This window comes from Roseofilum sp. Guam (assembly GCF_017746735.1).
Classification (GTDB): Bacteria; Cyanobacteriota; Cyanobacteriia; order Cyanobacteriales; family Desertifilaceae; genus Roseofilum; species Roseofilum reptotaenium.
The window spans coordinates 34,711-58,531 of sequence record NZ_JAGHZN010000022.1 but is presented as its reverse complement, the minus strand read 5'-3'; the positions used below and the strand labels follow the sequence as shown (position 1 = coordinate 58,531).

22 protein-coding genes are annotated in these 23,821 nt (G+C 45.5%); 6 read left to right on the top strand and 16 right to left on the bottom strand.

What is annotated here, in order from left to right:
- The first annotated feature begins 134 nt into the window (after positions 1 to 134).
- Together J7529_RS10580 and J7529_RS10575 are read left to right on the top strand one after the other, a co-directional pair.
- Complete coding sequence (locus J7529_RS10580; protein ID WP_318728930.1) at positions 135 to 611, top strand: nitrate reductase associated protein; 477 nt, start codon at positions 135 to 137, stop codon at positions 609 to 611.
- Positions 608 to 1,420: an alpha/beta fold hydrolase gene (locus tag J7529_RS10575; protein WP_271941546.1), complete on the top strand. Its 813-nt coding sequence runs from the start codon at positions 608 to 610 to the stop codon at positions 1,418 to 1,420. The genes J7529_RS10580 and J7529_RS10575 overlap by 4 nt, the downstream gene beginning before the upstream one ends.
- Positions 1,421 to 1,445: 25 nt before the next feature.
- Here J7529_RS10575 and J7529_RS10570 read toward each other — a convergent pair whose 3' ends face one another.
- The 5 genes from J7529_RS10570 to carA form a co-directional block, all read right to left on the bottom strand.
- Positions 1,446 to 1,733, bottom strand: a complete 288-nt coding sequence (locus J7529_RS10570) for a DUF1816 domain-containing protein (protein WP_271941544.1) — start codon at positions 1,731 to 1,733, stop codon at positions 1,446 to 1,448.
- An 85-nt stretch (positions 1,734 to 1,818) separates the two neighbouring features.
- Positions 1,819 to 2,847: a 23S rRNA (guanosine(2251)-2'-O)-methyltransferase RlmB gene (gene rlmB / locus J7529_RS10565; protein WP_318728929.1), complete on the bottom strand. Its 1,029-nt coding sequence runs from the start codon at positions 2,845 to 2,847 to the stop codon at positions 1,819 to 1,821.
- A gap of 6 nt (positions 2,848 to 2,853) precedes the next feature.
- Positions 2,854 to 3,252 (bottom strand): Mini-ribonuclease 3, encoded by a 399-nt coding sequence (locus J7529_RS10560; protein ID WP_271941538.1) that lies wholly within the window; start codon positions 3,250 to 3,252, stop codon positions 2,854 to 2,856.
- Between the two features lie 79 nt (positions 3,253 to 3,331).
- Positions 3,332 to 3,721 (bottom strand): STAS domain-containing protein, encoded by a 390-nt coding sequence (locus tag J7529_RS10555; protein WP_278003129.1) that lies wholly within the window; start codon positions 3,719 to 3,721, stop codon positions 3,332 to 3,334.
- A gap of 114 nt (positions 3,722 to 3,835) precedes the next feature.
- On the bottom strand, positions 3,836 to 4,981 hold the full coding sequence (gene carA / locus J7529_RS10550) for a glutamine-hydrolyzing carbamoyl-phosphate synthase small subunit (RefSeq protein ID WP_318728928.1): 1,146 nt from the start codon (positions 4,979 to 4,981) through the stop codon (positions 3,836 to 3,838).
- A gap of 82 nt (positions 4,982 to 5,063) precedes the next feature.
- Here carA and J7529_RS10545 point away from each other — a divergent pair, with 82 nt between their 5' ends.
- Positions 5,064 to 5,933 (top strand): retropepsin-like aspartic protease, encoded by an 870-nt coding sequence (locus tag J7529_RS10545; protein ID WP_318728927.1) that lies wholly within the window; start codon positions 5,064 to 5,066, stop codon positions 5,931 to 5,933.
- Positions 5,934 to 5,989: 56 nt separating this feature from the next.
- Here J7529_RS10545 and J7529_RS10540 read toward each other — a convergent pair whose 3' ends face one another.
- The 3 genes from J7529_RS10540 to J7529_RS10530 all read right to left on the bottom strand — a co-directional run bounded on the left by J7529_RS10540 (position 5,990) and on the right by J7529_RS10530 (position 9,581).
- Entirely contained in the window at positions 5,990 to 7,399 is a 1,410-nt protein-coding gene (locus J7529_RS10540) for a GTP-binding protein (RefSeq protein WP_318728926.1), read from the bottom strand.
- An 89-nt stretch (positions 7,400 to 7,488) separates the two neighbouring features.
- Positions 7,489 to 8,058 carry a Uma2 family endonuclease gene (locus tag J7529_RS10535; RefSeq protein WP_271941524.1) on the bottom strand — a complete coding sequence of 190 codons (570 nt, stop codon included), beginning with the start codon at positions 8,056 to 8,058 and terminating at the stop codon, positions 7,489 to 7,491.
- 239 nt (positions 8,059 to 8,297) lie between these two features.
- The gene (locus J7529_RS10530; protein ID WP_271941522.1) at positions 8,298 to 9,581 is read right to left on the bottom strand and encodes a hypothetical protein; all 1,284 of its coding nucleotides are present in this window, start codon (positions 9,579 to 9,581) and stop codon (positions 8,298 to 8,300) included.
- 507 nt (positions 9,582 to 10,088) lie between these two features.
- Between J7529_RS10530 and J7529_RS10525 the strand changes: the two genes are divergently transcribed.
- On the top strand, positions 10,089 to 11,480 hold the full coding sequence (locus tag J7529_RS10525) for a UDP-N-acetylmuramoyl-tripeptide--D-alanyl-D-alanine ligase (protein WP_318728925.1): 1,392 nt from the start codon (positions 10,089 to 10,091) through the stop codon (positions 11,478 to 11,480).
- A gap of 189 nt (positions 11,481 to 11,669) precedes the next feature.
- Here J7529_RS10525 and J7529_RS10520 read toward each other — a convergent pair whose 3' ends face one another.
- The 3 genes from J7529_RS10520 to J7529_RS10510 all read right to left on the bottom strand — a co-directional run bounded on the left by J7529_RS10520 (position 11,670) and on the right by J7529_RS10510 (position 13,882).
- A complete protein-coding gene (locus J7529_RS10520; protein WP_318728924.1) occupies positions 11,670 to 11,972 on the bottom strand; it encodes a type II toxin-antitoxin system RelE/ParE family toxin in 303 nt (100 codons plus the stop codon).
- On the bottom strand, positions 11,959 to 12,237 hold the full coding sequence (locus J7529_RS10515; RefSeq protein ID WP_271941512.1) for a type II toxin-antitoxin system ParD family antitoxin: 279 nt from the start codon (positions 12,235 to 12,237) through the stop codon (positions 11,959 to 11,961). Before J7529_RS10515 ends, J7529_RS10520 begins: the two co-directional genes overlap by 14 nt.
- Before the next feature lie 97 nt (positions 12,238 to 12,334).
- Positions 12,335 to 13,882, bottom strand: coding sequence for a type II CAAX endopeptidase family protein (locus J7529_RS10510; RefSeq protein WP_318728923.1), 1,548 nt, complete (start codon positions 13,880 to 13,882; stop codon positions 12,335 to 12,337).
- 111 nt (positions 13,883 to 13,993) lie between these two features.
- On the opposite strand from J7529_RS10510, the gene J7529_RS10505 reads away from it, so the two are divergent.
- The gene (locus tag J7529_RS10505; protein ID WP_318728922.1) at positions 13,994 to 14,905 is read left to right on the top strand and encodes a MoxR family ATPase; all 912 of its coding nucleotides are present in this window, start codon (positions 13,994 to 13,996) and stop codon (positions 14,903 to 14,905) included.
- Between the two features lie 65 nt (positions 14,906 to 14,970).
- On the opposite strand, the gene J7529_RS10500 is transcribed toward J7529_RS10505, so the two are convergent.
- Complete coding sequence (locus tag J7529_RS10500) at positions 14,971 to 15,711, bottom strand: PEP-CTERM sorting domain-containing protein (protein WP_318728921.1); 741 nt, start codon at positions 15,709 to 15,711, stop codon at positions 14,971 to 14,973.
- Between the two features lie 298 nt (positions 15,712 to 16,009).
- Here J7529_RS10500 and J7529_RS10495 point away from each other — a divergent pair, with 298 nt between their 5' ends.
- Complete coding sequence (locus J7529_RS10495) at positions 16,010 to 17,494, top strand: family 10 glycosylhydrolase (RefSeq protein ID WP_318728920.1); 1,485 nt, start codon at positions 16,010 to 16,012, stop codon at positions 17,492 to 17,494.
- 158 nt (positions 17,495 to 17,652) lie between these two features.
- On the opposite strand, the gene J7529_RS10490 is transcribed toward J7529_RS10495, so the two are convergent.
- From J7529_RS10490 to J7529_RS10475, 4 genes are all read right to left on the bottom strand, one after another.
- A complete protein-coding gene (locus J7529_RS10490) occupies positions 17,653 to 18,243 on the bottom strand; it encodes a hypothetical protein (protein WP_318728919.1) in 591 nt (196 codons plus the stop codon).
- Between the two features lie 394 nt (positions 18,244 to 18,637).
- Entirely contained in the window at positions 18,638 to 20,503 is a 1,866-nt protein-coding gene (gene ftsH / locus J7529_RS10485; RefSeq protein ID WP_318728918.1) for an ATP-dependent zinc metalloprotease FtsH, read from the bottom strand.
- Between the two features lie 90 nt (positions 20,504 to 20,593).
- The gene (locus tag J7529_RS10480; protein ID WP_318728917.1) at positions 20,594 to 21,436 is read right to left on the bottom strand and encodes a hypothetical protein; all 843 of its coding nucleotides are present in this window, start codon (positions 21,434 to 21,436) and stop codon (positions 20,594 to 20,596) included.
- 51 nt (positions 21,437 to 21,487) lie between these two features.
- Positions 21,488 to 23,509: a response regulator gene (locus J7529_RS10475; protein WP_318728916.1), complete on the bottom strand. Its 2,022-nt coding sequence runs from the start codon at positions 23,507 to 23,509 to the stop codon at positions 21,488 to 21,490.
- Between the last annotated feature and the right edge of the window lie 312 nt (positions 23,510 to 23,821).

The window sequence follows — 23,821 nt, the reverse complement described above, 5'->3', positions numbered from 1 at the left end:
TTCGAGATTAGTTCAAAGATTCAGTAAAGTTCTACCGAATCATCAGTATTTTTGTGTCACTTCTGTTGTGCGATTCGATCGCACAACTCCATTCGTTGCTACACTCTGTAGAAACCCCCATTGACAGATCCTTCATGAGTGATAATCAGGGCAAAAACCTATCTTTCTTTCAGTTTGAAGCTGATTTTGTGCAAGACCTGCGCTGTATTCCCATGCAGGTACGGATGAAATTGGATACTTGTGGCGTGAAGCTGAAGTTAACCCATTGGCATCAATTGACGGTAGAGGAGAGAGAAGAGCTGATGGCTTTACCTTGTGAAACTTTAGAGGAGCAGCAGACCTATCGAGAACAGTTGCGAGAGTTGGTCTTCGCGAAAATGGGCGAATTTCCCAGGGATCTGGCGATCGATCCCGATCGCCCTTGGATGGATGCAAGCGTTATACCCACAGTTGTAGTGGAAAAAGCGGAGAGTGTAGCGGTTAATTTGACTCTGGAGCAATGGGCACAACTGACTCCGGCCCAGCGTTTTGCCTTAATTAAACTGAGTCGTCCCAGTCATGAAAATCACAATTTCGTCCCCGCATTAAGGGAATTTCAGGTTTTGCCATGAGCCAGGATTTGTTTGTGGAGTCGAAGGGGGAAGGGTTCCCGGTATTGTGTTTACATGGCCATCCAGGGACAAGTGGCTGCCTGTCCGTATTTACCGATCGCCTCTCTCAACAGTTTTGGACGTTGGCCCCAGATTTGCGCGGTTATGGTCGTTCCCAGGTACGAGAAGAGTTTGAGTTAACGGATCATTTGGCCGATCTTGAGGCGCTTCTAGAACGGTTGGGAATTGACTCATTTTTGCTGTTGGGATGGTCTTTGGGGGGGATTTTGGCCCTGGAGTTGGCTTTGAGACATCCGCAACGGGTGAAGGGGCTAATTCTGATTGCTACAGCAGCTCGCCCTCGTGGGAATCATCCTCCAGTCAATTGGAGGGATTATCTGTATACGGGGATAGCCGCCCTGTTGAATGGGATCAAGCCAGGATGGGAGTGGAATATTGAGCAGTTTGGGAGGCGATCTCTCTTTCGCACCTTAATCAGACAACATACCCCCCAAGCCTATCGCTATTTAGCTCAGGAGGGCACAAGAGCCTATCTCTCGACTTCTCAGGCAGCCCATCAAGCCTTGAATCGGGCCCTGAGAGAGCGCTACGATCGCCGAGATGCTCTCGCTCAGATTAAGTGCCCAGCTTTAGTTTTAGCTGGGTCACATGATTGTCATATTACAGCCGATTCCAGTTGGGAAACCGCACAAGCTCTGTCCAAGAGTCAATGGCGCTGTTATCCACAAACGGCCCATTTGTTCCCTTGGGAAGTCCCTAACCTGGTTTTAGCCGATATTGACCATTGGTTAGACTCTCAGGCCTGGTAATGGGTAATTTTGAAACCCGGCTTTCCTATTCCCGATAATTCCCTATCGCCTCCTGCCGATTACCGATTTCCCCCAAGTCTCCAGAAATAGTAAGGGATTCAGGCTTACACTGTTTAATCAGGCTACTGATGCCTTCAGCAGCTTCAGCTCTGAGATCCTCTTCATAACCGTGTTGGGCTTCTTCCGCTTCTTCTATGCTCTGAAAGGGGCCAAAGTAGTAAGTACAAGAGGGGGTTTGGGTTTTGATTTCAATCCAGTAGGCGAAACCAAGGAAGTTTTGGGTATTCACTAACAAATCTTGGACGTTATTCATTGACTAGCCTGCCTATTGACTCTGCCGATGGACAATAAAGTTGAGCGGACGATATTGAGCGATGGTCATATTTCTTTACATTTTGTTATACATGGTTCAATTTATTTTGGCAATTGCTCTGACCAGAAATATTCAAGGGGGTAGTCCACCGTTGCCGGTAGATTTCATAAAGGCTCATTCCAGCAGCAACAGAAGCATTGAGGCTGGGAGTATTACCTTGGAGAGGGATAGAAATGAGAAAATCACAATGGCGCTGGGTTAGTAAATTTAGCCCACTGCCTTCTGAACCAATGACGAGGGCGATCGCCCCAGAAAAGTTAACTTTAGGGAGAGCTTCTCCTGATTCAGCAACAGTTCCATAAATCCAAAATCCAGATGCCTTCAATTCTTCCAAGGCCCTAGCTAGATTGACAACCCTAGAAACCAGGAAAGATTCTAAAGATCCGGCTGCAACTTTAACCACGGTGGAGGTGATCCCCACAGCTCGCCGTTGGGGGATCACGAGACCCTGAGATCCCAAGGCTTCAGCCGTGCGAATCATTGCCCCTAGGTTATGGGGATCGGTGATTCCATCAGCAATAACTAAGACCGGATTGGGGCTTTGTTCTTTGGCTCTGGTAATCAGATCGGATAACTCTATATATTGATAAGGAGCCACCTGAACGGCAACTCCTTGGTGATTTCCCCGCTCTGTAATTTGGTCGAGTCGGCGATAGTCTACCTCATCAATGACGGTTCCGTTCGCTTTAGCCTGGTTAAGGAGGGTATGAAAGCGAGAATCATACCTCATTTTGGCGGTAATCCAGACACGATTGATATGCCGTTCTCCTTTAAGGACGGCTAGTACGGGATGGAGACCATAGATCAGGTCGGGGTTGGAGTCCTCCACGACTTCTGGCGATCGCTCTTTGGGTAACTCTTGGGGAGTTTCCACCACAGATGGGCGATGCTTGAGTACGGGTTTGGGTTTACCTTTGAGTTGAGGACGTGAAAAACGTCTCCCCTCGGATTTCCGTTGAGGACGGGGTTTATGGAATGCTGCCATAGGATTAATCGTATCTAAAGGTGTAGTTTGCCCGATCGCTTTTTGGGCTGTCTGTCGAACAGGACACATTTTTAGTTATTCATCAAAATTAAGCATCCCCAATAACTGATGCAATCGAGAGGGATCGCTTAAATAGAGATAACCAATGAGAGTTTCTAAGCTAGTCGCTTGTTGATAAATTTGGGGGTCTAAGCGTCGGGGGGAACGATGGACACTATTGCGACCCCGCCTAACCATGTCTAACTCTTCTGGATTTAAGTAGGGAATTAGGGTTTGTAGATGTTGAGCTTGCTGTTCAGCGCGAACCTGTTGGACAACCGCTTGATGATAGAGTGGCGATTTCTTAGGAGGCATTAGATAATAAGTCCGCATGTACAACTCATATACAGCATCCCCCACATAGGCTAAAGCCGCTGGCGATAATCGTTGCAAGTCGATAGGATCGGGAACTATCGATCGCGGGTCGAGTACCACTAAGTGCCCCCACCACAATTAAAATAGGAAGCTATCCAGTAAAAGGACTGGATAGCCCAGTTAAGACCTATCCTGGTCATCAGTTCTTCGTATTTTCAAGGGCTTGGTCAATCGTGTCACACACCGATAGGAACTTTTCTAGTCGAACCAGTTTTACAGTTTGCAATACACGAGCATTGGCAACCACTTGTAGACTTCCTTCTTCAGTCTGAGCTTTTTTCACCAATTGGACTAAAGCTCCTAGTCCAGAACTATCCACAAAATCAATCTTAGACAGGTCTAGGATAATGTGCTTTGGCCCTTCATCAATACATTTACCGATGGCCTTACGAAATGCGGGTTCAGAAAATGCATCTAATAAACCCGTGAGGCGAAAAATTTGTGCATTACCGCTGACGCTGCGTGTGCCTCTTAAACTAACAGTCAGGGTGAGTGGTTCAGCCTTAATTCTACCCTCCTTTGATTTCAGATCAAATCAACAAATTTTTAGGGGTAAACCCCGTGAAAGGACTATTCAAGATTGGACAGTCGGAGATCTAGATTAACATTTCTGATGTCCCTTATGCCATAGTTTCCAGGGAACTTAGGCCGCGCGGTAATTTTCCATAGCCTGAATAAAGTTTTCAAACAGATAATCGGCATCATGGGGGCCAGGACTTGCTTCTGGGTGATACTGAACGGAGAAGATTGGTAGTTCTTTATGACGTAGTCCGGCGATGGTTTTGTCGTTTAAGTTCAGATGGGTGACTTCCACTTGGGGATCGAGAGATTCCCCACTAATGGCAAATCCATGGTTTTGACTGGTAATTTCCACTTTTTGCGACAGTCCAGCGGGTTGATTGAGACCTCGATGACCAAATTTGAGTTTATAGGTTTGCGCTCCCAGGGAGAGTCCCAGAATTTGGTGACCCATACAAATACCAAACATGGGTTTTCCAGCCGTGAGTAGCTGTTTGGCCGTTTCAACGCCTTCAGTCACTGCAGAAGGGTCTCCTGGCCCATTGGACAAGAAGATACCATCGGGGTTATGCCGAAGGATTTCTTCAGAGGGAGTATTGGCCGGAACTACAATGACCCGGCAACCATAGCTGGCTAACCGACGCAAGATATTCCGTTTGACTCCAAAATCGATCGCAACTACGGTATATTTTTGTGCATTATTTTTAATGCCTTCGGGGTTAAATTCCCAGAGATCTGGCGTTGTGTCTGACCATTCGTAGGTGGAAGCGGTGGTTACTTCACGAACTAGGTTCAGACCGCTCATGTTGGGGGCTTGTTTGACTTTTTCGAGCAGTTGGTTCTCATCAAGGATTTCGGTGGAGATGCCCCCATTCATGGCTCCAAAACCCCGGAGCTTGCGGGTTAGGGAACGGGTATCGATGCCGTAAATGCCGATAATATTATGTTGTTTAAGATAGTCGGGTAGGGATTCCGTAGAGCGCCAATTACTGGGCAGGCTGCAAATGTTGCGAGCGATCGCCCCTTTGACGTAGGGGCGATCGGATTCTTCGTCATCTAAGTTAACCCCAGTGTTGCCCAATTCTGGATAAGTAAATGTTACAATTTGGCCACAGTAACTGGGATCGGTGAGGACTTCTTGATAGCCTGTCATTCCCGTATTGAACACAACTTCGCCGAGGGTGGTTCCAGTTGCACCGAAAGACCAACCGCGATAGGCTGTGCCATCAGCAAGGACGAGGAGGGCTGGTTGAGCATCTTTGAGTGGCATAGGCATCAAGCAGGATTAAGAACGCTGGTTATTATCGCATAGGGGAAAAGGAAGCTATAGTTTTTTTAGATTGTTTTTGCCAATGAATACTCAGATCGGGTTAGAACCGGTGAAAGGATTAATGGTATTAGGAATGGCAGTCGGGATCGTGGCCTGTGGGCGATCGCCGGTTGAGGGGTCCGATCCGCCAATGCCAGAAGTCCCCCAGGAGATCGCCTCCCCTTCCCCTTCTCCCTCGGCAGCCCCCTCTCCAGTTGTCCAAGATCAAAAAACCCTACAACGAGCCTTAGATAAAGCCTATGGTGCCGCCAGTATCGCCCAGTCTGCCGCATCTCCAGGGGATTGGCAGTTAGTCACACGGCAATGGCAACAGGCGATCGCGCTGCTTCAGCAAATCCCATCCCAAAGTCCCCACTATGCCCTGGCTCAACAAAAAATTAACGAATATCAGAAAAACCTGACTTACGCTCAAACCCAAAGTAAAACCGCTTCCCCAGCGCCTTCTCCCACGCCCCAAATCATTGCCGTTCAACCCGTCACCCCCGTTCAACCGGTTCGACGCAGACCCTATTCTGCTCAACCGGGCAGTATTCAAACTCCCATTAAGCGCCGAGAGGGAGGAACACCAGTGATTGATGTAGTGTTTAATCAGACCCAAAGCTTTGAAATGATCGTTGATACAGGAGCGACAGGAGTAGTGATTACCGAAAAGATGGCCCAATCCCTGAATATTCCCCTCATCGGATCTGCAAAAATGGATACTGCAAGCGCCAAAGGAGTTACAGTCCCCATCGGTTTGGCCGAATCTATTGCCGTTAAAGGTTTAGTGGTGCAGAATTTACCCGTGGTTATTGCCGGTTCCCAGTTGGACATTGGCTTACTGGGTCATGACTTTTTTGGCGATTATGACCTGATTATTCGCCAAGACCAGATTGTCTTTCAACCGAGATAAAGCGCTGCGCGCGGTAATGGGTAATGGGTAATGGGTAAACCATTTTTCAGCAAACCCTAATTATGGAGTTTTGTCCATAATTCCTCCTTAATCCGATTTAAAATAGAACTCTCATCTAAACCCGATAAAATGAGGCTAACGACTGCTTTTGGCCCATCCGGGCCCCAGGATGCACCATTGGCTAAATATTCTTTCGTCACTTGGCCAATGCCATAGGAAGATAGGGCAGAAATAGCCGCTTGACTGATAGCGACAGATAAATAGGGTGCTAAGGCAACTCCTCCGGTGACGGGAGTCGCTAAACCGAGTAGACCTTTGAGGCTACTGAGTCCCAGGTTGGCGAAGAGTTCTCCCGCGCTAATACCTCCCATGGCGATCGCAATTTTTTGGAGTAAATTCAAAGCCCCTTGTTGGGTCATCTGTATACCATAGAGCTTAGATAAATTCAGGATCATGACCACATCAACGATCGCTGCACTGAGTAAATCGATCGCCGTAACTGGATTTAGAGCGATGGCTAATCCCTTGACCCTCACCGAATTCCAGATAATTTGATTCCCCTTCCCCTCGCGAATTTCCATCTTTCGTTGGACTAACCGCTCATTCACCGTATCGGCGTAGAGCATGGTATTTAACGCGACTAAAGACTTGCCTTCGCGATCGAGCAATTCCAAAATCTTCAGTTTCAAATCCTCCACTTGCGGTTCTCCCCGCACCAGTTTCACCCCCAAACTGCCATCCGGCTGTAGCACCCCTTCCGGAACCAACGGACAGGCAGCCGCCATCACAATTTCGTCTGGGGACAATAACTCCTTCACCCGTTCATCGCGAATTTTTTCATAAATCATCATCCGGTCAGTATCCGGATATTGATCGATCTTATTAAACACCAGCAAAATCGGCTTACTCTCGGCTCGCAAGAGGGACAAAGCTTCGTATTCTACCTGGGTCATATCCCCAGCAATCACGAATAAAATTAAGTCTGACTGCTTCGCCACCTCGTGAGCAAGAGCCGCTCGCTGCTGACCATTGACCTCATCAATTCCTGGCGTATCTATGAGCTGAATTTGGGCCTGTCCTTGATGACCAATGGTCACCCGTACTAACTCTGACTCCTGTTGATCGCAAACTTCCCAGGATGCTCCATGAATAGCGCGAGTAACTCCATGGATGGGGCCGGTTTCAAACACTTGATCTCCTAACAGTGCATTCAGCACTGAAGATTTACCCCGTCCCACCAAACCAAACACAGCAATTTGTACCCGACTTTGTTCTAACTTGTCGAGCATTCCTTGTAAATCTTCAATTTCTGCTTCTAGACCTGACCGTTCTGAATGGCTCAAATCTAAATTTGACACCAAGGACTGTAAAGATTCCGTGGCCTGTTTATAGTTTAATTCCGCTTGAATATCGGCGAAGCTCAGAACGGTTTGTTCCAGTTCTTGCTCAAAATCTGCTGCACTCATGGATCAATTAAAAATAAAAAATTAATTCCCTAGACTTGCCACTACCGGTTAATTGTTTCGGCTGCCGCCGACTTGAAAATTGTTGATTTTTAATCAATCCCCGCATCTTCGTACAATGGTTCAAAAGACACCTCTAACCCTAAACTCTGTAGTGCAAATGTTCCCGACTCTTGGGTATAGGATTGAAAAGACCACTGCTGTTTGCCCTGGCGACGGAAAATATCTACTCGCTGCTGTTTTGTGTTCACTAGCACATATTCTTCCAACGTCTCCAAGGTTTGATAATCATTAAATTTATCCCCGCGATCGAATCCTTCTGTACTGGGAGATAACACCTCCACAATTAATTTAGGAAATCGCTTATACAGCGGAGTCTCTCGATCCCTCGGATCGCAAGTAACCATCAAATCGGGATAGTAAAACCGATTCTGTTTTTCTATCTGTGCCTTTACATCGTTGAAATAGACCTGACAATCCGTTCCTCGTAAATGATTGCGGAGCAACATATACAAATTACCACCAATCACATTATGGCTATCAGTGCCTCCTGACATGGCATACATTTGACCATCAATATATTCATGCCTGATGGTATTCTGTTCTTCGATTTCCAGATACTCTTCTGGACTGATAAAATAGGATTTAGGGAGCGCAACCATACGTTTTTATAGATTTCCCATGGCTTGGATGACCTAACTCTATTTTAGACGAACTGATATCTACAACCCCAAACTAAGCAGGAGAAAGCGCTTTGTGATGTTATGGAGTACGATATCCGAATCCCCAAAGTCATGTACCACAATCCTATTCCCTATTCCCCATTCCCTAACGCAAAGCGCTAGTAAGTGTACGCTTGCTGATCGGACTGTTTTTTTGGGCGATCGCCCAGTCTCTCAGTTTAACGGATAATCGAGAGATCGACTTTACCAAAGTTGGTACTTAGGGCGACATTCATATGTTCTAGAGCATGAACCAACCAAGAAACAGTGGACTTCGTGGAGTTTTCATAGTGGTTATAGAGGATAGCGAGGCGCTTTTCTAAGTAGGGTTTGACTTTACGGCAGACTAGGACAATTTTGAGCAATAGTCCAATGGTGGCTGTGGGACCGTTATTGGAGAGGAGGTCAATAAAGGTATAGTGTTGAGGGTTCTGTTGCCCTTGAACTATCATAAAGTTTAAAAGTTGACTACAAGTACGGATTGTGAGGAAATCACTTGGTTTTTGATCGTCGCTTTGGGGGAGGGTATTACTGAGATGCTCGTAGAGTTGTTGATTAAACTTCCGTTGACCATAGCTGGATTCGATGGAGGTTGAGAGATATTCATAAAGACTGTCTTTGTACTCTCTGAAGGTTCTAACTTGATGGGTATGGGTGATAAAGGATTGAGCTAAGTCTTGGTGAGTATATGATCCTTCAACTTTACCAATATAGTGTTTGAGTGCGCCGACTAATTCGCGATCGCTCAATAGAGTAGGATTTTCTTCTGGTTTGACCAGTCGTTTGGCTTTTTCTGGGGAACATAAGCGCAGCATCTGGCTTTGCCGAACTCGATAGGTAACATATTGGGACAGGTTTTTCTCAAATTTTTGTTGCATTTGAGTTTGGACTTGTCTGACCGTATTCTGTTGCTCTGAACTGCTTTGGTCGCTTAACATGCAGTGGGAATAGAGATAGGGATAGCGGTGAATAAGCTGTTTCAGAGGAACCTGATCCCCTGCTGGCTTGGGTGTGGCGCTAAAGACTTCCGCTAACCGAGAGAGCGTTACATATTGTTCTGTGTTTGTAAAGTCTTGAACTAAAGAGCGCAGACGACGAACGGAGCGCATTTGGGTGAATCCACCATTGAGTCCCTTACTGCTGCGATCGAATAGGTGGACTAAATCCGGAATGCTATTTTGATGTTGGGGATAGGTTCGCCACTGGTTAATTAGAATATGACAACAGCGGTTAATGACAAATTTGAAGTCCTCTTCTGCCCCTTTAGCCGAGGTTAGGGCGTTTAAGGCAGTGACTACTTCTTGATTATCGTATCCGAGTCCATTGATAAATAATGTCCGGAATCGATCAACGAGTTGCTCGGGGGTTTCTGCTTGGACACATTCGAGGAGATGCTCATAGATCACCTGTTCTTGAGCAATTCGGTTGGATTGGTTATAAGCAGTTGTTGTTCGCCTGTTCATTGTATATCCCCCTAGATTTGAATATATATATGGGGGTTATCCCCTTTCGTGCTTTACTCAATACGATCGAGACCTTGCCTCTATAGGTTTATCTATTCTTTCATCTATTCTATTTCAGTATATGGATGGTTCCCAATTAAGATCTGGGAACCCTTCGTTTTTCTTGTCCGTAAATTATATAACTCTTATTATCCCCTATTTTCCCCCTGAATGGGGTCACCCTGCATCCGTTAATTCTGGGAATTTTGAAAGAGCATCTATCTGCCCTAGATCGGGATAAACCCCGATCAATCGGTGCATTTGAGAGATCAAATGATAGACTCCCAATAATTCTCCTCTATAATTGACCGGCAATTGAGAGCGTTTTTTTTAAAGTTTTGGTAAAGTACCTCCTCTTGATCCGAGTTTTCTGTAAAACTTCAGTGAATTTATGAGGTATCCTGGAAATTAAGACTTCAGCAATGAAGGACAACAAAGTGTATTGCTTAGAGGAATAGTTAGGTCATCATGACATTTCAGGTCACCCTTGCCCAGTTAATTGATGTTCTAGGGGCTACGGTAATCCATGAGCCACAATTAGACCAGACGTTAGAAGTGACAGGTATTTCGACTGATACTCGTTCTCTGGTTCCTGGATCGGTTTTTGTGGCTTTGCGGGGGGAAACCTTTAATGGTCATGATTTTGTTGACCAGGCGATCGCCAAGGGCGCAGTTGTCTCTATTGTCGATACTCCTGTTCCCGATGGGGGTCTTCAACTACAAGTTGAAGATACATTGGTTGCCTATCAAACTGTAGGCAGTTGGTGGAGAAGGACGTTCGATATTCCAGTGATTGCGGTCACTGGATCTTGTGGCAAAACTACTACAAAAGAATTAATTGCTGCTGTTTTAGCCCACCTCAAAGACAGTAATTATACCAAAAAAATTCTCAAAACGCAAAAAAATTTTAATAACGAGATAGGGGTGCCAAAAACACTCTTGGAATTATCAGGGACTCATAACTATGCGGTGCTGGAAATGGCTATGCGGGGTCGGGGGCAAATCGCTTTGCTTTCGGAGTTGGCCGAGCCGACAATTGGGGTGATTGTAAATGTGGGCACTGCTCATATTGGTCTGCTGGGGTCAGAACAGGCGATCGCCGAAGCAAAATGTGAATTACTCGAAAAAATGCCGAAAGACTCAGTAGCAATTTTAAATGCTGATAATGAGAGATTACTGGCAACAGCGGATCGAGTGTGGTCGGGTCAAACCCTGACCTATGGATTGAGTGCAGGGGACTGTCAGGGAAAATTGATCGATACAGAAACCTTGGAGTTAGAAGGAGTACGCTTACCCTTACCGCTTCCGGGCCGTCATAATGCATCTAATTATCTGGCCGCGATCGCCGTGGCTAAGGTTTTAGGATTAGACTGGAAGCCACTACAAGCCGGATTATCTGTAACTTTACCCAGCGGGCGATCGGGACGCTATGTTTTACCGAATGATATCGTCCTGCTTGATGAAACCTATAATGCAGGCATAGAATCCATGAAAGCGGCCTTAGAGTTATTGGATCAAACTCCAGGATATCGCCACATCGCCGTCTTGGGAGCCATGAAAGAATTAGGCGAGAATTCCTTTGAATATCATCGCCAATTGGGAGAATGGGCAGAACAACTGCCATCCTTAGATAGAATCATGGTCTTACAAGATGACCAAGATGTAGAAGGTATTAACGAGGGTATCCGCAAGATGCCCTGTGAAGTCTATAGTACCCAGGAATCCTTGATTGAACGACTTAAAGAATTCATGCAACCTGGCGATCGCATTTTATTTAAAGCATCCCATTCTGTAGGTTTGGATCGGGTAGTGAAAGCGATCTTAGAACATTACGGATTAGACAATCATGGGTCATCATAGACAGTATCAAGCTGATTGTTTTGGGGAATAACTTGCCGATCGACGATCCTCTCACGGAGTCATACCATTTCTGTTTAATCTTGCAACTAATGTTTTCTGTGGGAACAATTGTCTGACCTTCTCATTAAGCGCAATATTATGGAGAAATGGTGTCAGCGTTACTCCCCGACGCTCTGGTTTCGACTCTGCTTAAGTGTCATCATCTACAAAGACAGATTCTAAATCTCGATATCCACTCACAACCCTCACAATTTCCACTTCTTCTAATTTGATTTGATAGAAAACCAGATAATTATCCAAAATAAGACCCTTTAAGTTAGGCATAATTTCAGGGTAGTTCTTCCCCATATTAGGAAACCTTACTAAGTGCCTACATTTTTCAGTAAATTTCTGAATAAACTGTTCACCGGCTTCAATACTAAAACTGGCTAAATTGTCAGAAATCTCATCAAGATCTTGAATCGCTTCTTGAGAAATACTATACCTCTTCATCCATTACACCTTCCCGCATTTGCTTAAATTTATTTTGCAATTGTGCCACCACAACTTCCCCATCCATTTTTTCTCCTTTTTCTAATTGTTCAATTCCAACAACAACTTTTTTGCGAGTATCTTCAATCCATCTTTCATATTCTCGATCTTGTTTTTCTAATAATTGCAAAGCTTTGTTAATTAGCTCTTGACTATTCAGATACTTTCCTTTCTTGATTTGAGATTCAATGAATTGTTTTTGTTCTGGACTTAAAACGATATTCATGACAACAATTTACCCGTTCAATCAAAATAGATCTAGTGAAAATAATATCTATCATTTAACCGATACAACATATTCACTAAATCTAGTATATATCAAGTCAAGAAAGACTACTGCCTAGGAGAAATAAACTTAACAGGGTATTTCCATTCCATAAACTATGGAGGAGAATGGGCGCAAGTAAGTTGCCGGAACGGCTATAAGCTATTCCCATAATTATACCTAAGGTGGCGAGGGGAATGATTTCTGATAGACTCAGGTGAGCGATCGCAAAAACAAACCCACTCAACGTAATCGCTAACCATGCTGGAACATAGCGGGTGAGGGATGGAAGTAGGAAACCGCGAAACATAATTTCTTCAAAGACTGGTGCCGCAACAGATGCGGTAAAGGCGAAACAGGCGATCGCAACCCAATCATTCCCTTGCAGCGCTAACGGTAAAATTGGATTGCTACCCCCTTGACCTTGCCATAGAATTTGATTGATTAAAGATACCAATAACACCACGGGAATAGCAACTAGAAATCCCCCTATTCCCCACACTATACCTGAGGTTTTAACTTCAAACTTAAACCAGTTTTGTGGTAAGGGTTTAAAGGGATTCACCGCCACATATAAAATCCCTAATGCTCCAGCACTACTCACCAAGTAGGACATTAAAATAATAATGGCATCGGCGCGAACTCCACTGCCACGAGTAAAGGAAAATAGACTTAAGAATTCCCGGAAAATGACTGGCGAAATCAATTGGCCAATGAAGAAAAATCCCGCGACTAAGACTAACAAGATAGTGTCCCAATTCCAGGGAACTTCTCTAACCCCCTGATTTTGAGATAACCAAGACTCTTTCCGTTGAATGATCCATTGCAGTACGACTAGCACCAATAAGGCAGTTCCTAAGAATATTCCCACTGACTGCACCCCAGCCACAATCAGCAGTTTACGAATCCCTTGAAACGCGATTTCCTGTTGCTGAGTCTCCAACTCCCTTAACGCTAATGCGTCACCCTGGATCTCATACAGTTGTGATAATGCCTGATAACGAAACCATCCCGATAACTCCAGATCCAACATCAATGGGGCATCTGAGAGAATCTGGGGCGGCTCTTCCCATAACCCGATTAAAGCCTGTGCTGTATCTCCGGTAAAAGATTGAGGATCATCGGCTAATTTTTGCCATAATTGCAAAGCCTCTGGAACTCGATCCGCCTGGGTTTTTAATAGACCTAAATTAAGATTAATCTTTTCTAAACTCTCTTGTGTAGAGGCGATCGCCTGTTTTAGGAGGGTCTCTTGAGTCGGATTTGCTACCGGTTGCTGGTTTAACTCGGTGAGTTGCTGGCGCGTTTTCTCCAGATGATTTTGGCTATCTTTTTGAGCATCTTCATATTGGGCGATCGCCGTTGACACCGGTTCAACTCCGATCAGCGTTTGACGCAACACCCCTTGGGCTTGGGGGGTTAAATTTTCCCCCTTCCACACAGACGAATTCAGGAGTAAATTGGTCTGATAGAGTTCTAACTGACCTTGAAACTGGGGTTGACTCCAACTGTTATACAAAAAGAGGGTAATCAGGCTAAGGGCGATCGCCGTTAAGAACAATAGCCCAATTTGCTTAATGGTTAGAGGTTGCTTTTCAGAGGTCATAGAACACTTCTAGGTGGGATGGCAAGATCCCATTGTACCGGAGTATTCTAGACATCCTGAATCGAAACCAAGCTATTCTATAAACAATAAGTTTGGGGAGTAAGTAAGCGGATGAGAGAGCATATCCAGCAATTAATCGATAACCTGAATCAAGCGATCGTCGGTAAAAACGATCCAATTCGTCTCGTACTTGTAGCCCTTTTATCTGGAGGTCATGCCCTTTTAGAAGATGTTCCTGGAGTAGGAAAAACCTTACTGGCTAAATCCTTAGCTCGTTCGATCGATGGTAAGTTTCAACGGATTCAATGTACCCCCGATCTGCTCCCTAGTGATATTACCGGAACCAATATCTGGAACCCGAATACGGGTGAATTTAAGTTTATGTCAGGGCCGATTTTTGCCAATGTGCTGCTCACCGACGAGATTAACCGCGCCACTCCTCGTACCCAGTCAGCGCTCTTGGAGGTGATGGAAGAGCAACAGGTAACGGTGGATGGGGTTTCTCATACCCTAGAGCCTCCCTTTTTTGTGATTGCGACGCAAAACCCGGTGGAGTATCAAGGAACGTTTCCCTTACCGGAGGCGCAAATGGATCGGTTTGCTTTGTCGTTTTCTTTGGGTTATCCCACGGAATCGGAAGAATTAAAGATGTTGCAAGAACATGCTGGGGCAAAAGCTGTGGATCAGTTAAAACCTTGTATTTCTCTGGCGGAAGTAAAGACACTGCAAAATGAGTGTTTGCAAGTGAAGGTGGAAGTGCCCTTACAGCAATATATTGTGGATTTGGTGCGCGCAACCCGTGAAGATGAAGAGATTACGTTAGGGGTGAGTCCTAGGGGAGCGATCTCTCTGCAACGAGCGAGCCAAGCCCTAGCTTTCCTGGAAAATCGCGATTATGTGACCCCTGATGATGTCAAGTTTTTAGCTCCCCACGTACTATGTCATCGCATGATTCCGGCTGGAGGACGACAAGCGAGGGTGATTATCGAGCGGTTGTTGCGATCGGTTCCCACCGGGACTTAAATCACGAAAATAGGTTTTCTGCTGAAGATTCAGAAACCCTATCCTGGTTAATAATTAATGGTTAATTAGGATTGACGGCGTTTACGACTGGCTAACACACCAACCAAGCCCAGGGAGAACAGTGATAAAGTAGCAGGCTCAGGGACTTGAACTGGAACATCTCCACCGCCTTCAACCAATTTAATTTGATAGGCAAGATTAGAGTTCTTGGGTTGCATTGCGCCCCAAGTCATGGTTGATTGTCCAGTTAGGGTAAAGTCACCTACAATATTGCCAATGTGAAGGTAGTCGGCATCATTGTATCCACAACCGACTCCTCCAGAACAGGAGGCACTGGAGAAATCTCCAATACTTGATGACATGGTTGCATCGCTCAAGAATAAGTTATTGACTACCATGCTGGTTCCTTCTTTGCGAGCGGCTGTGCGGATGTAGAGGTCGGAAAAATTGTCCTCAAAGATCTCAGTTTTACTCAGTTCAATACCAGCTACTGTATAAGTAAGGGTATTGAGCGCACTGTCAAAAACCAAGGAAAAATCAACAGCTTCGCCACTCACCCAGTTGTCGTAGTTGGCTTGAACCCGATTTTGGGCACTGTTGGTATAGTCATGAATATTAAGCTCATGGTCTCCTACGCGACCAATGCGGCTTTCGGCTGCCCAGGGAATGTCTAAACCTAAAGCGTCAAATTCTGCCCCGTTCAGATGGCCACCGATGGTGAAGGCTTGGGCGGCGCTAGTCATTGCCATTACACTTAAGGTGGTGGTAGTGGCGATCGCAGCAAAGACTTGAGAAGATTTCATCATTATTTCTCCTGAGGTAGGCTATCTTTAGGGGTTTCAATAAGATTAAGTGCATGTCATATGCCTAATTTAAGCTGCCAGTTCCTCTGATGACTAGCTTAAATCCCCTTCTTTACCAACTCTTCACAGGGGTATGAAGATTGGGAAAAGTACGGATCGACGATCTGGCTCAATTGAATTAATGTTAAGATGACGAGCAATATTTGGCGATCGCCTAATCCAGATTTTCCCTGCCTCTACAAGGTACTACAACCCGATTAATCCTTTTTTCATGACTTTTCCATTCTTGAGACTTCAAAAGTTGAATCTTTGGCTGGCCCTGTTGCTGGTTCTGTCGCCGATTTTAGGAACCTTAACTCAAGTCAAATCGAGCTTGGCGGCAGTCAATGCCTATTGTCAGTTATCCGATCGAGAGCGGCAAGAAAAGGAACAGGTCCGTCAAGCAGCCCTGAGTGGAAATTCAGAAGCCCAACAGCGCTATCAAGCTTTGATTCAACAACATACTGCCCAACTGCAAAATTGTCGCAATCGCACTTGGCCGCAAACCCAGGCTATTTGGCTACGGCTCTATCCCTGCGATCTATTCAACGGGAATTTGGATCGAGTGATGGATGAGATTGTTAATAAGGGATATAACGAGGTCTATGTTGAGGTATTTTATGATAGCCAAGTCCTCTTACCGGTCAATGATAACCCCACACCTTGGCCCTCTGTCGTTCGGCTTCAAGGACAAGAAAACGCGGATTTGTTAGCCTTAGCGATTCAGAAAGCCAGACAAAGGGGATTACGGGTTTATGCCTGGTTGTTTTCGATGAATTTTGGGTATAACTATAGTCTGCTTGGCGATCGCCAACAAGTCCTGGCTCGCAATGGCAATAATGATACCAGTCTCTCCGTCCACGATCAAAAAGATACCAGTTATGATGTGACCGGAGGCGATACAGAGAACGTATTTATCGATCCCTATCATCCCCAAGCCAAACGAGACTATTATTACTTAGTTAATTCCATCCTCAAACGCCAGCCCGATGGAATGCTATTTGATTATATTCGCTATCCTCGGCTCACTGGCCCCGCTTCGGTGGCGACAAAAGTCCAAGATTTATGGATTTATGGCCCGGCATCTCAACAATCCCTCTATCAACGAGCCACCAATAACAAAGGTCGGGACTTAATTCAAGCCTATATCAGCAAGGGATATATTACCATCGACGATATTCAAGCTGCCAATCGTCGCCATCCCCAAGAAGGTCAACCCCTCTGGCAAGGTCGCCAAGCCCCCCAAAACTCCCTCAGTTTAGGGCAACAGCAGAATCGTCTCCAACAGGAATTATGGTTACTCACCGTTGCCCATGCTCTGCAAGGAGTCATCGATTTTCTTGCTCTTGCTAGTGCCCCAGCTCAACGCCAAGGGTTACCTACTGGAGCCGTCTTTTTCCCGGATGCCAACAAAGTCGTGGGAAAAGGTTATGATTCCCGATTACAACCTTGGGATCGATTCCCAGCTTCTATGGAATGGCATCCCATGTCCTATGGCGTTTGTGGAGGAACTGAATGTATTACGGAACAAGTGGAGCGAGTCTTGAGTATGGCGACTCAAGAGGTGCAAGTGAAGCCCGTCTTAGCAGGACAATGGGGGGAAACCTACAGAAATCGACCTTCTTTAGAAGCTCAGATGCGCGACCTTCAACGCTGGCAGGGCCGCATTTCAGCCATTAGCCATTTTGCCTTTTCTTGGCAAGAACCACAGATCGATCGTCAACGGCGTTCTTGTCGCCCCCAGTAATATAGCGCTGCGTGCTAAGGAATAGGGAATAGGTGATGGTAGCTAGGTTTCACTCTTGAACCATGTCCTCACCAACTCTTTCTCTGCTATATCAGTTAAAAATTAAAAAGGGGTTTAAGCCCCTTATTGAGTGAAGTATCATCAAGAAATTGTTTTAATTAAAGTGTCCCAACAAAGAAATCAACGGTTTTTGGATTCACCCATCCATGGCGAACGGCTATTTCTCCAAATCTCAGTCCAGTTTGCGATTGATAGGTGAGGATGGTTTTAATTTGTTCGTCATCTAGAATGCCTGCACCTTTAAGAGATTGCCCTAGGGGTTGTTGGTAAGCCTGGAATTGGTGGAGTCGTTCCGCAAAAAAGTCGGCGGTTTCCGATTTTATCCATCCCCACATGGCTGAAATTTCCCCAAAGCGCAAATAGCGATGATCTTGTTGGTAGGCTAAGATGGCTTGGACTTGATTTTGGGTCAAGAGTCCAGCTTCTTCGAGGACTTGCCCAATGGGTTTAGAGGGATGCACTTTTTCCTGGGGTTCTATCCGTTCTTCTACAAGAGAGTAACTGGTATTTAAGCTAGAAGTGTTGTCAATTTCATTGCCGATCCACAAGGGCCAAAATAGGACAATCCATCCTAAGCTTTGAGAATTGTTTGGGTTGTTAGTGTATTGATTTTTGCGTGCGCTGGTATAGCAAACTGCCCCTGAAAACACATAGGAGATCAGGGCATAAGCCATGAGGAATGTACTCATTTATTTTTCCTTGAAGAAAGTTTAATGCCGATCTATTAAAGGTAATGATACCGCAATTTTGCGGAAGGAGGTACAGTAAGTTTACGATATTCTTTATGGACTTGAGATGAAGTTTGAATAAATTTACGGTTTTTTGAGGGGATGAATTTTAAGAATTATGACTGACGATGAAAATGGGTAGTGGACTGTTTCACCTAAAATAGTGAATTAGCTGCAATTCGTTGTTGCGCTTTAGCGCTCAAATGTTCAGAGCGCTAAAGCGCAACAACGAAGGAAATCTAATGCATCAAATTAGATTTTGTTTGTAGTGAGGGATTGAGCAATCTCCAGCTAGGCTTTTAAGGACTCTTTGTGCTTACTACAAACAAAGCCCTATTTTAGGTGAAACAGTCCACTAGGATGGAGAAGAGATCGGACTGATGCGATCCAACCATACTTGCAGTTGTTCGCCTTCTAACACTTCAGTTTCTAAGAGTTTTTGGGTCATTTGTTCCATCAGTTCTTGATTGTGGGACAATATACTCAGGGCTTTTTCATATCCTTGTTCGACAATTTCTTTGACTTCGCGATCGATGGTTTGGGCAGTGTCGTCGCTCATCATGCGGCGAGTGTTGCCACTACCATTACCAAGGAAGTTTCCAGACTGAAGTTTTTGATAAGCTAAGGGGCCTAAGACTTTGCTCATGCCGTAGGTAGTGACCATTTGTTCGGCTAAGTTTGTGGCTCGTTGCAAGTCGTCAGAGGCTCCGGTGGAAATGGTATTAAAGATGAGTTCTTCGGCAGCGCGTCCGCCGAGTAACATGGCAATTTGGTCGCGTAATTCCCATTCTTCCATTAGGAACCGGTCTTCAGTGGGCAATTTGAGGGTGTAGCCGAGGGCAGATAGACCCCGGGGAACAATGGAGATTTTGGCGACTTTGCTGCCTCCCGGCATTAAGGCTCCTACTAAGGCATGGCCGACTTCGTGATAAGCGACTCGTTTTTTCTCACGATCGCTCAATACACGGCTCTTTTTCTCTAGTCCGGCGATCACGCGCTCGATCGCCTCTTTAAAATCAGCTTGAGATACAGCTTCCCGGTTGTTGCGAGCCGCGAGTAATGCAGCTTCATTGACTAGGTTGGCGAGGTCTGCTCCCGCAAATCCAGGCGTTTGGGTGGCGATCGCCCTCAAATCAATATCGTCTCCGAGCTTGACTTTTTTAGCATAAATCTCCAATATTGTCAACCTTCCCGCTAAATCGGGTCGGTCTACCAGCACTTGGCGATCGAAGCGTCCCGGACGCAACAAGGCAGCATCCAAGGCTTCTGGGCGGTTCGTTGCTGCTAAAACAATCACCGTGGCATCCCCAACTCCAAAGCCGTCCATTTCCGTCAAAAGCTGGTTTAGGGTTTGCTCCCGTTCATCATTCGAGCCACTTTGCCCCGCGCCACTGCTACGGGATTTACCAATGGCATCCAATTCATCGATAAAGATAATACAGGGTGCTTTCTTTTTCGCTTGTTCAAATAAATCCCGGACTCGTGCAGCTCCCGTGCCCACAAATAGCTCTACAAACTCGGAAGCTGAGATGCTGAAAAAGGAAACATTAGCTTCTCCAGCGACGGCTTTGGCTAAAAGAGTTTTTCCGGTTCCTGGAGGACCGACTAATAGCACACCTTTGGGAATTCTCGCACCAATTTTTTTGAAGCGATCGGGACTTTTGAGAAACCCCACAATTTCCGCTAATTCAACTTTTGCTTCTTCGACTCCAGCCACATCCGCAAAGGTTATTTTTTCCGATTTTCCCTCCACATAAACTTTTGCTTTACTCTTACTAATCGCTAGAGATTGAGAATTCCCCCGATTAAGGAAAAACTGAAACGCGATAACCAAAATAATCGGCGGAATGACCCAATTGAGGAGAACAGCAAGCCAGGTATTCGTTGGCGGTGGAGCGGCTTGAAACAGAACCCCATTCGCTTCTAATCGCTGGACTAATTCGGGGTCAAATAGGGGAGTCGTTGAGAGTAGGGGGCCCAGTTCTTCTGAGCCGTTTTCTGATTTCAGGCGATAGCGGATTTCATTCGACCCAATTTGCACGCCAGAAATCTGATTATTCTTGACTTGAGATAAAAATTCACTGTAGGGAACGGTGGGCAGTCTCGGCCGTGTAAATTGAGGGAGAATATAGTTGACTGCTACAATTACCCCAGCCACACCGACTAAAATCCAACCCATCTGTTGAGGTCGAGGTAATTGGGGCTTTTTCTTAATACTCATAGATTCAATGAACTCTCAATATTTAAATTAGTCGTTATACCAGTTTAGCCATTAGCCATTCCCTATCATCTCTTACCCGTGCCCAGCACACTAAGGGTTAGGAGGTTGGGAGAAATAGAAGAGTTTCCATTCTCCTTGAACTTGGCAAAATTGAATTTGGGGGTCTAGGGGAGAATAGACATAGCGATTATAAATATAACCAGCTTCTCCACTCGGTAACCAGATTGCTGTCCATCCATCAAGGGGACTGGAAAAGGTGTTAGATGTTTCCTCTATTTCTTCTATTTCTGTGTCCTCTGATGATGAAGGATTGCGGGTTAAGACTTCGTTAGAGGCGACAGAAATCACCTCGCTGTCGATATCGGGCTGCGATCGCACATTCACCCCCGATCCCACCACGACCACCTGATTCTTTTCCCAGTCTAATCTAGGTTGGGGTGAGTCGGCCAATGGGGGATAGGCTTGCAAGAGTTCTGATTGTACGGGGGGACAAATCCAGAGGGAAGTAAAGGGGTCAACGTTAGCATTCGTGGGATTAGGGTCAGCAATACATCCAAGGGCGATCGCCTTTTCTAACTCTTCCCATACCCTCACTTGTCCTATTGTCTTCCATAAAGGACTCTCCTCTGGTAACAAGTCCATAATAAAGTCTGGATCTCGGTTAGCGACTGCATGACGAAATTCCCGCCGAAATTCATCAAACTCGCTTCCGGGTTCCACATCATCTGTGTCCAATAGATTTAAAGGGCGGATTTCTGACGGGATCTCCATAGAGGCATTTGGGGAAATTGCAGCAGGAGAAGAGGTTGGAGAAACTTGGGAAGCAGGAGCATTCCCCACCGGGCGATTATGCCAGAAGAGGGCAAAACTGGCTCCTCCTAGGGTAGCCGTCACCCAACTCATCAATAATAGGCTGTAAAGGTTATTCATCATCTCTGAGTATCTTCCCACGTCTGAAGTGTCCCCATGTCCCCCAGCGAGCCTCTACCCCCCCTTTTTTTGGGCTAAATGTAGAGCGTTTTCTGCCCGTTGACAAAGTTGCTCTAATTCCTGACCGTGATCGGGAAATTGGGCACAGCCACTACTGAGGGTAATTTTAATCGGTTTTAAACCACCAATATCCATCCGATCTACTTGAATGAGGATCTGTTGGATTAATCGCTCAGTTTGTCGAGGATTGAGTCCGGGAGCAGCTAATAAAAATTGATCGTCTCCCCATCGGGTAATTAATGTTTTTGGGGGGACTTGCTCGAGTAAAATTTGGGCAATATTTTTGAGGACGCGATCGCCTAATCGATAGCCTCCCTGTTGATTAATCTGTCGAAAGCGATCGATATCGAGAATAATTACAGCGAGAGACTGACGGTCTTGATGACATCGCTCTAACTGATGTTCAAGTTGTGTCCAAGCTCGATAGCGACGCATAACGTCCGTTAATTCGTCGTAGGGATCAATTTGAGAAGATAGATTTAAGCGAGATTGCAGGAGTTGATACCTTTCCAGACGGTTTAAAATACGGGTGACTAATTCCGAATCGGTTGCCGTTTTATTCACATAATCATCTGCACCCAGAGAATAAAGGCGATTAATGGTTTCTGGATCTTTGTAGGTGGTCAAAAACAGAATGGGTAAGTTATTCCAATCTGGATGGTTACGAACGGCTTCACATAACTCTAATCCAGTAATCTCGGGCATATCAATGTCTAAAATCAGCAGATGGGGCTGAACTTGCTTGAGAGTTTTCCAAAAGTTATGGGGGTCTCCCAAGGGGATCACATCAATTCCCCAGGGAGGAAGGCAGGTGGTGAGTCGTTGGTGGATTAAGGGATCATCGTCAACGGCGAGGACAACTAGGGGAGCAGGAAGATCGGAGTCTTGACGATCTCGGAAATCCAGAGATCCCGCTTCCTTGGTTTGTATAGAGCTTTCTTCTGTCTGGGCTGTCTGTTGTTCAGGGGGAGTAAGCAGGGTTTGCAGGTGTCTTAGATGCGATCGCAACTCGTGCCCTTTCTGCCTAACATTATCGGATTGGAAAATCATTTCTATTAACCGAGCGATTTCCGATCCTTGGGGATAGCCAAACATGCCCAAAGAGCCGACTAATTTGTGGGCGGTGCGTTGTCCTTCCTGGCGCATATCTTCTGATAAGGTACCTTGTTCTAAGTCAGCGATCGCATCATCTAGAAGGGTTAACCGCTCTAGAATCGGCCCTTTGAAAGACTCCCATAATTCGGCGATCGCTGCCTCAGTTTGAGCTTCTGGAGTCTTGAGTTTCTGAGGTTCAGCGATCGGGATGACAGGGGGGGTAGGGCTTGGCTCTTCTGCTGCTTTAGGGGGTACGGTTTTCAAACGATAACCCATACCATAAATGGTTTCGATGACCCCATCTGCACCTACATTTTTTAATTTGCGTCGCAGGCGCTTCACATGGGCCCGCACCGTATCTTCCCCTGGGCTATCAGGAAATGACCATAAATAGTCTAAAATACTACTGCTACTAAAAATTCTCTGGGGATGGCGTAAAAATAATTCCAGCAAACTATATTCTTTTGCTGATAGAGAAAGGTTTTTTTGTTGATAAGTAACCTCGAAAGTTTTCGGATTTAAAGATAAATCCCCCCAGATTAACAGCGATTGGGTATAGGTTTGCTGACGGCGCATTACGGCCCGAATCCGAGCATTCAGTTCTTCTAGGGTACAAGGTTTGACTACATAATCATCGGCTCCAGCATCTAGACCTTTGACTTTATAGGTACTCTCATGTTTGGCAGTTAATAAGATAATTGCACCTTGATATCCTTCTTGTCGCAAACGATAACATAAATTTAATCCATCTAGTTTGGGGAGATCGATATCTAATAAAATTAAATCGTAGGTGAGAGTATCAGCATATTCCCAGCCAATTTCCCCATCATGAGCAATATCAACTACATGATGTTGGTGCGTTAAGGCTTTCTTGAGCATGGGTGCTAAAATGGGGTCATCTTCGGTGATTAAAATTCTCATAGTTATGGCTTATTCGTGCTTTGGAGCGTGGAAAGAGGAAATAACCAGGGGAACTGGACAATAGTTGTTACACACCACAAAGAAGAGGCTCACGATCGCACAATGGGAATCCCTCAAGTGTTCAACGGCTATCCCTGAAGCGATCTCCAATCGACTGAACCAGTTACCCCAGGGGTCGGATTCAGGATTTGACTTGAATTTTTACATATTATCTGATTATCTCACTCCTCTGATCCGAGCTTGATTCTTATACAGCGAATAGATATTCTTGATAGACTACTTCAGTAACTCAAAGATGACTGAAGCTGAGTT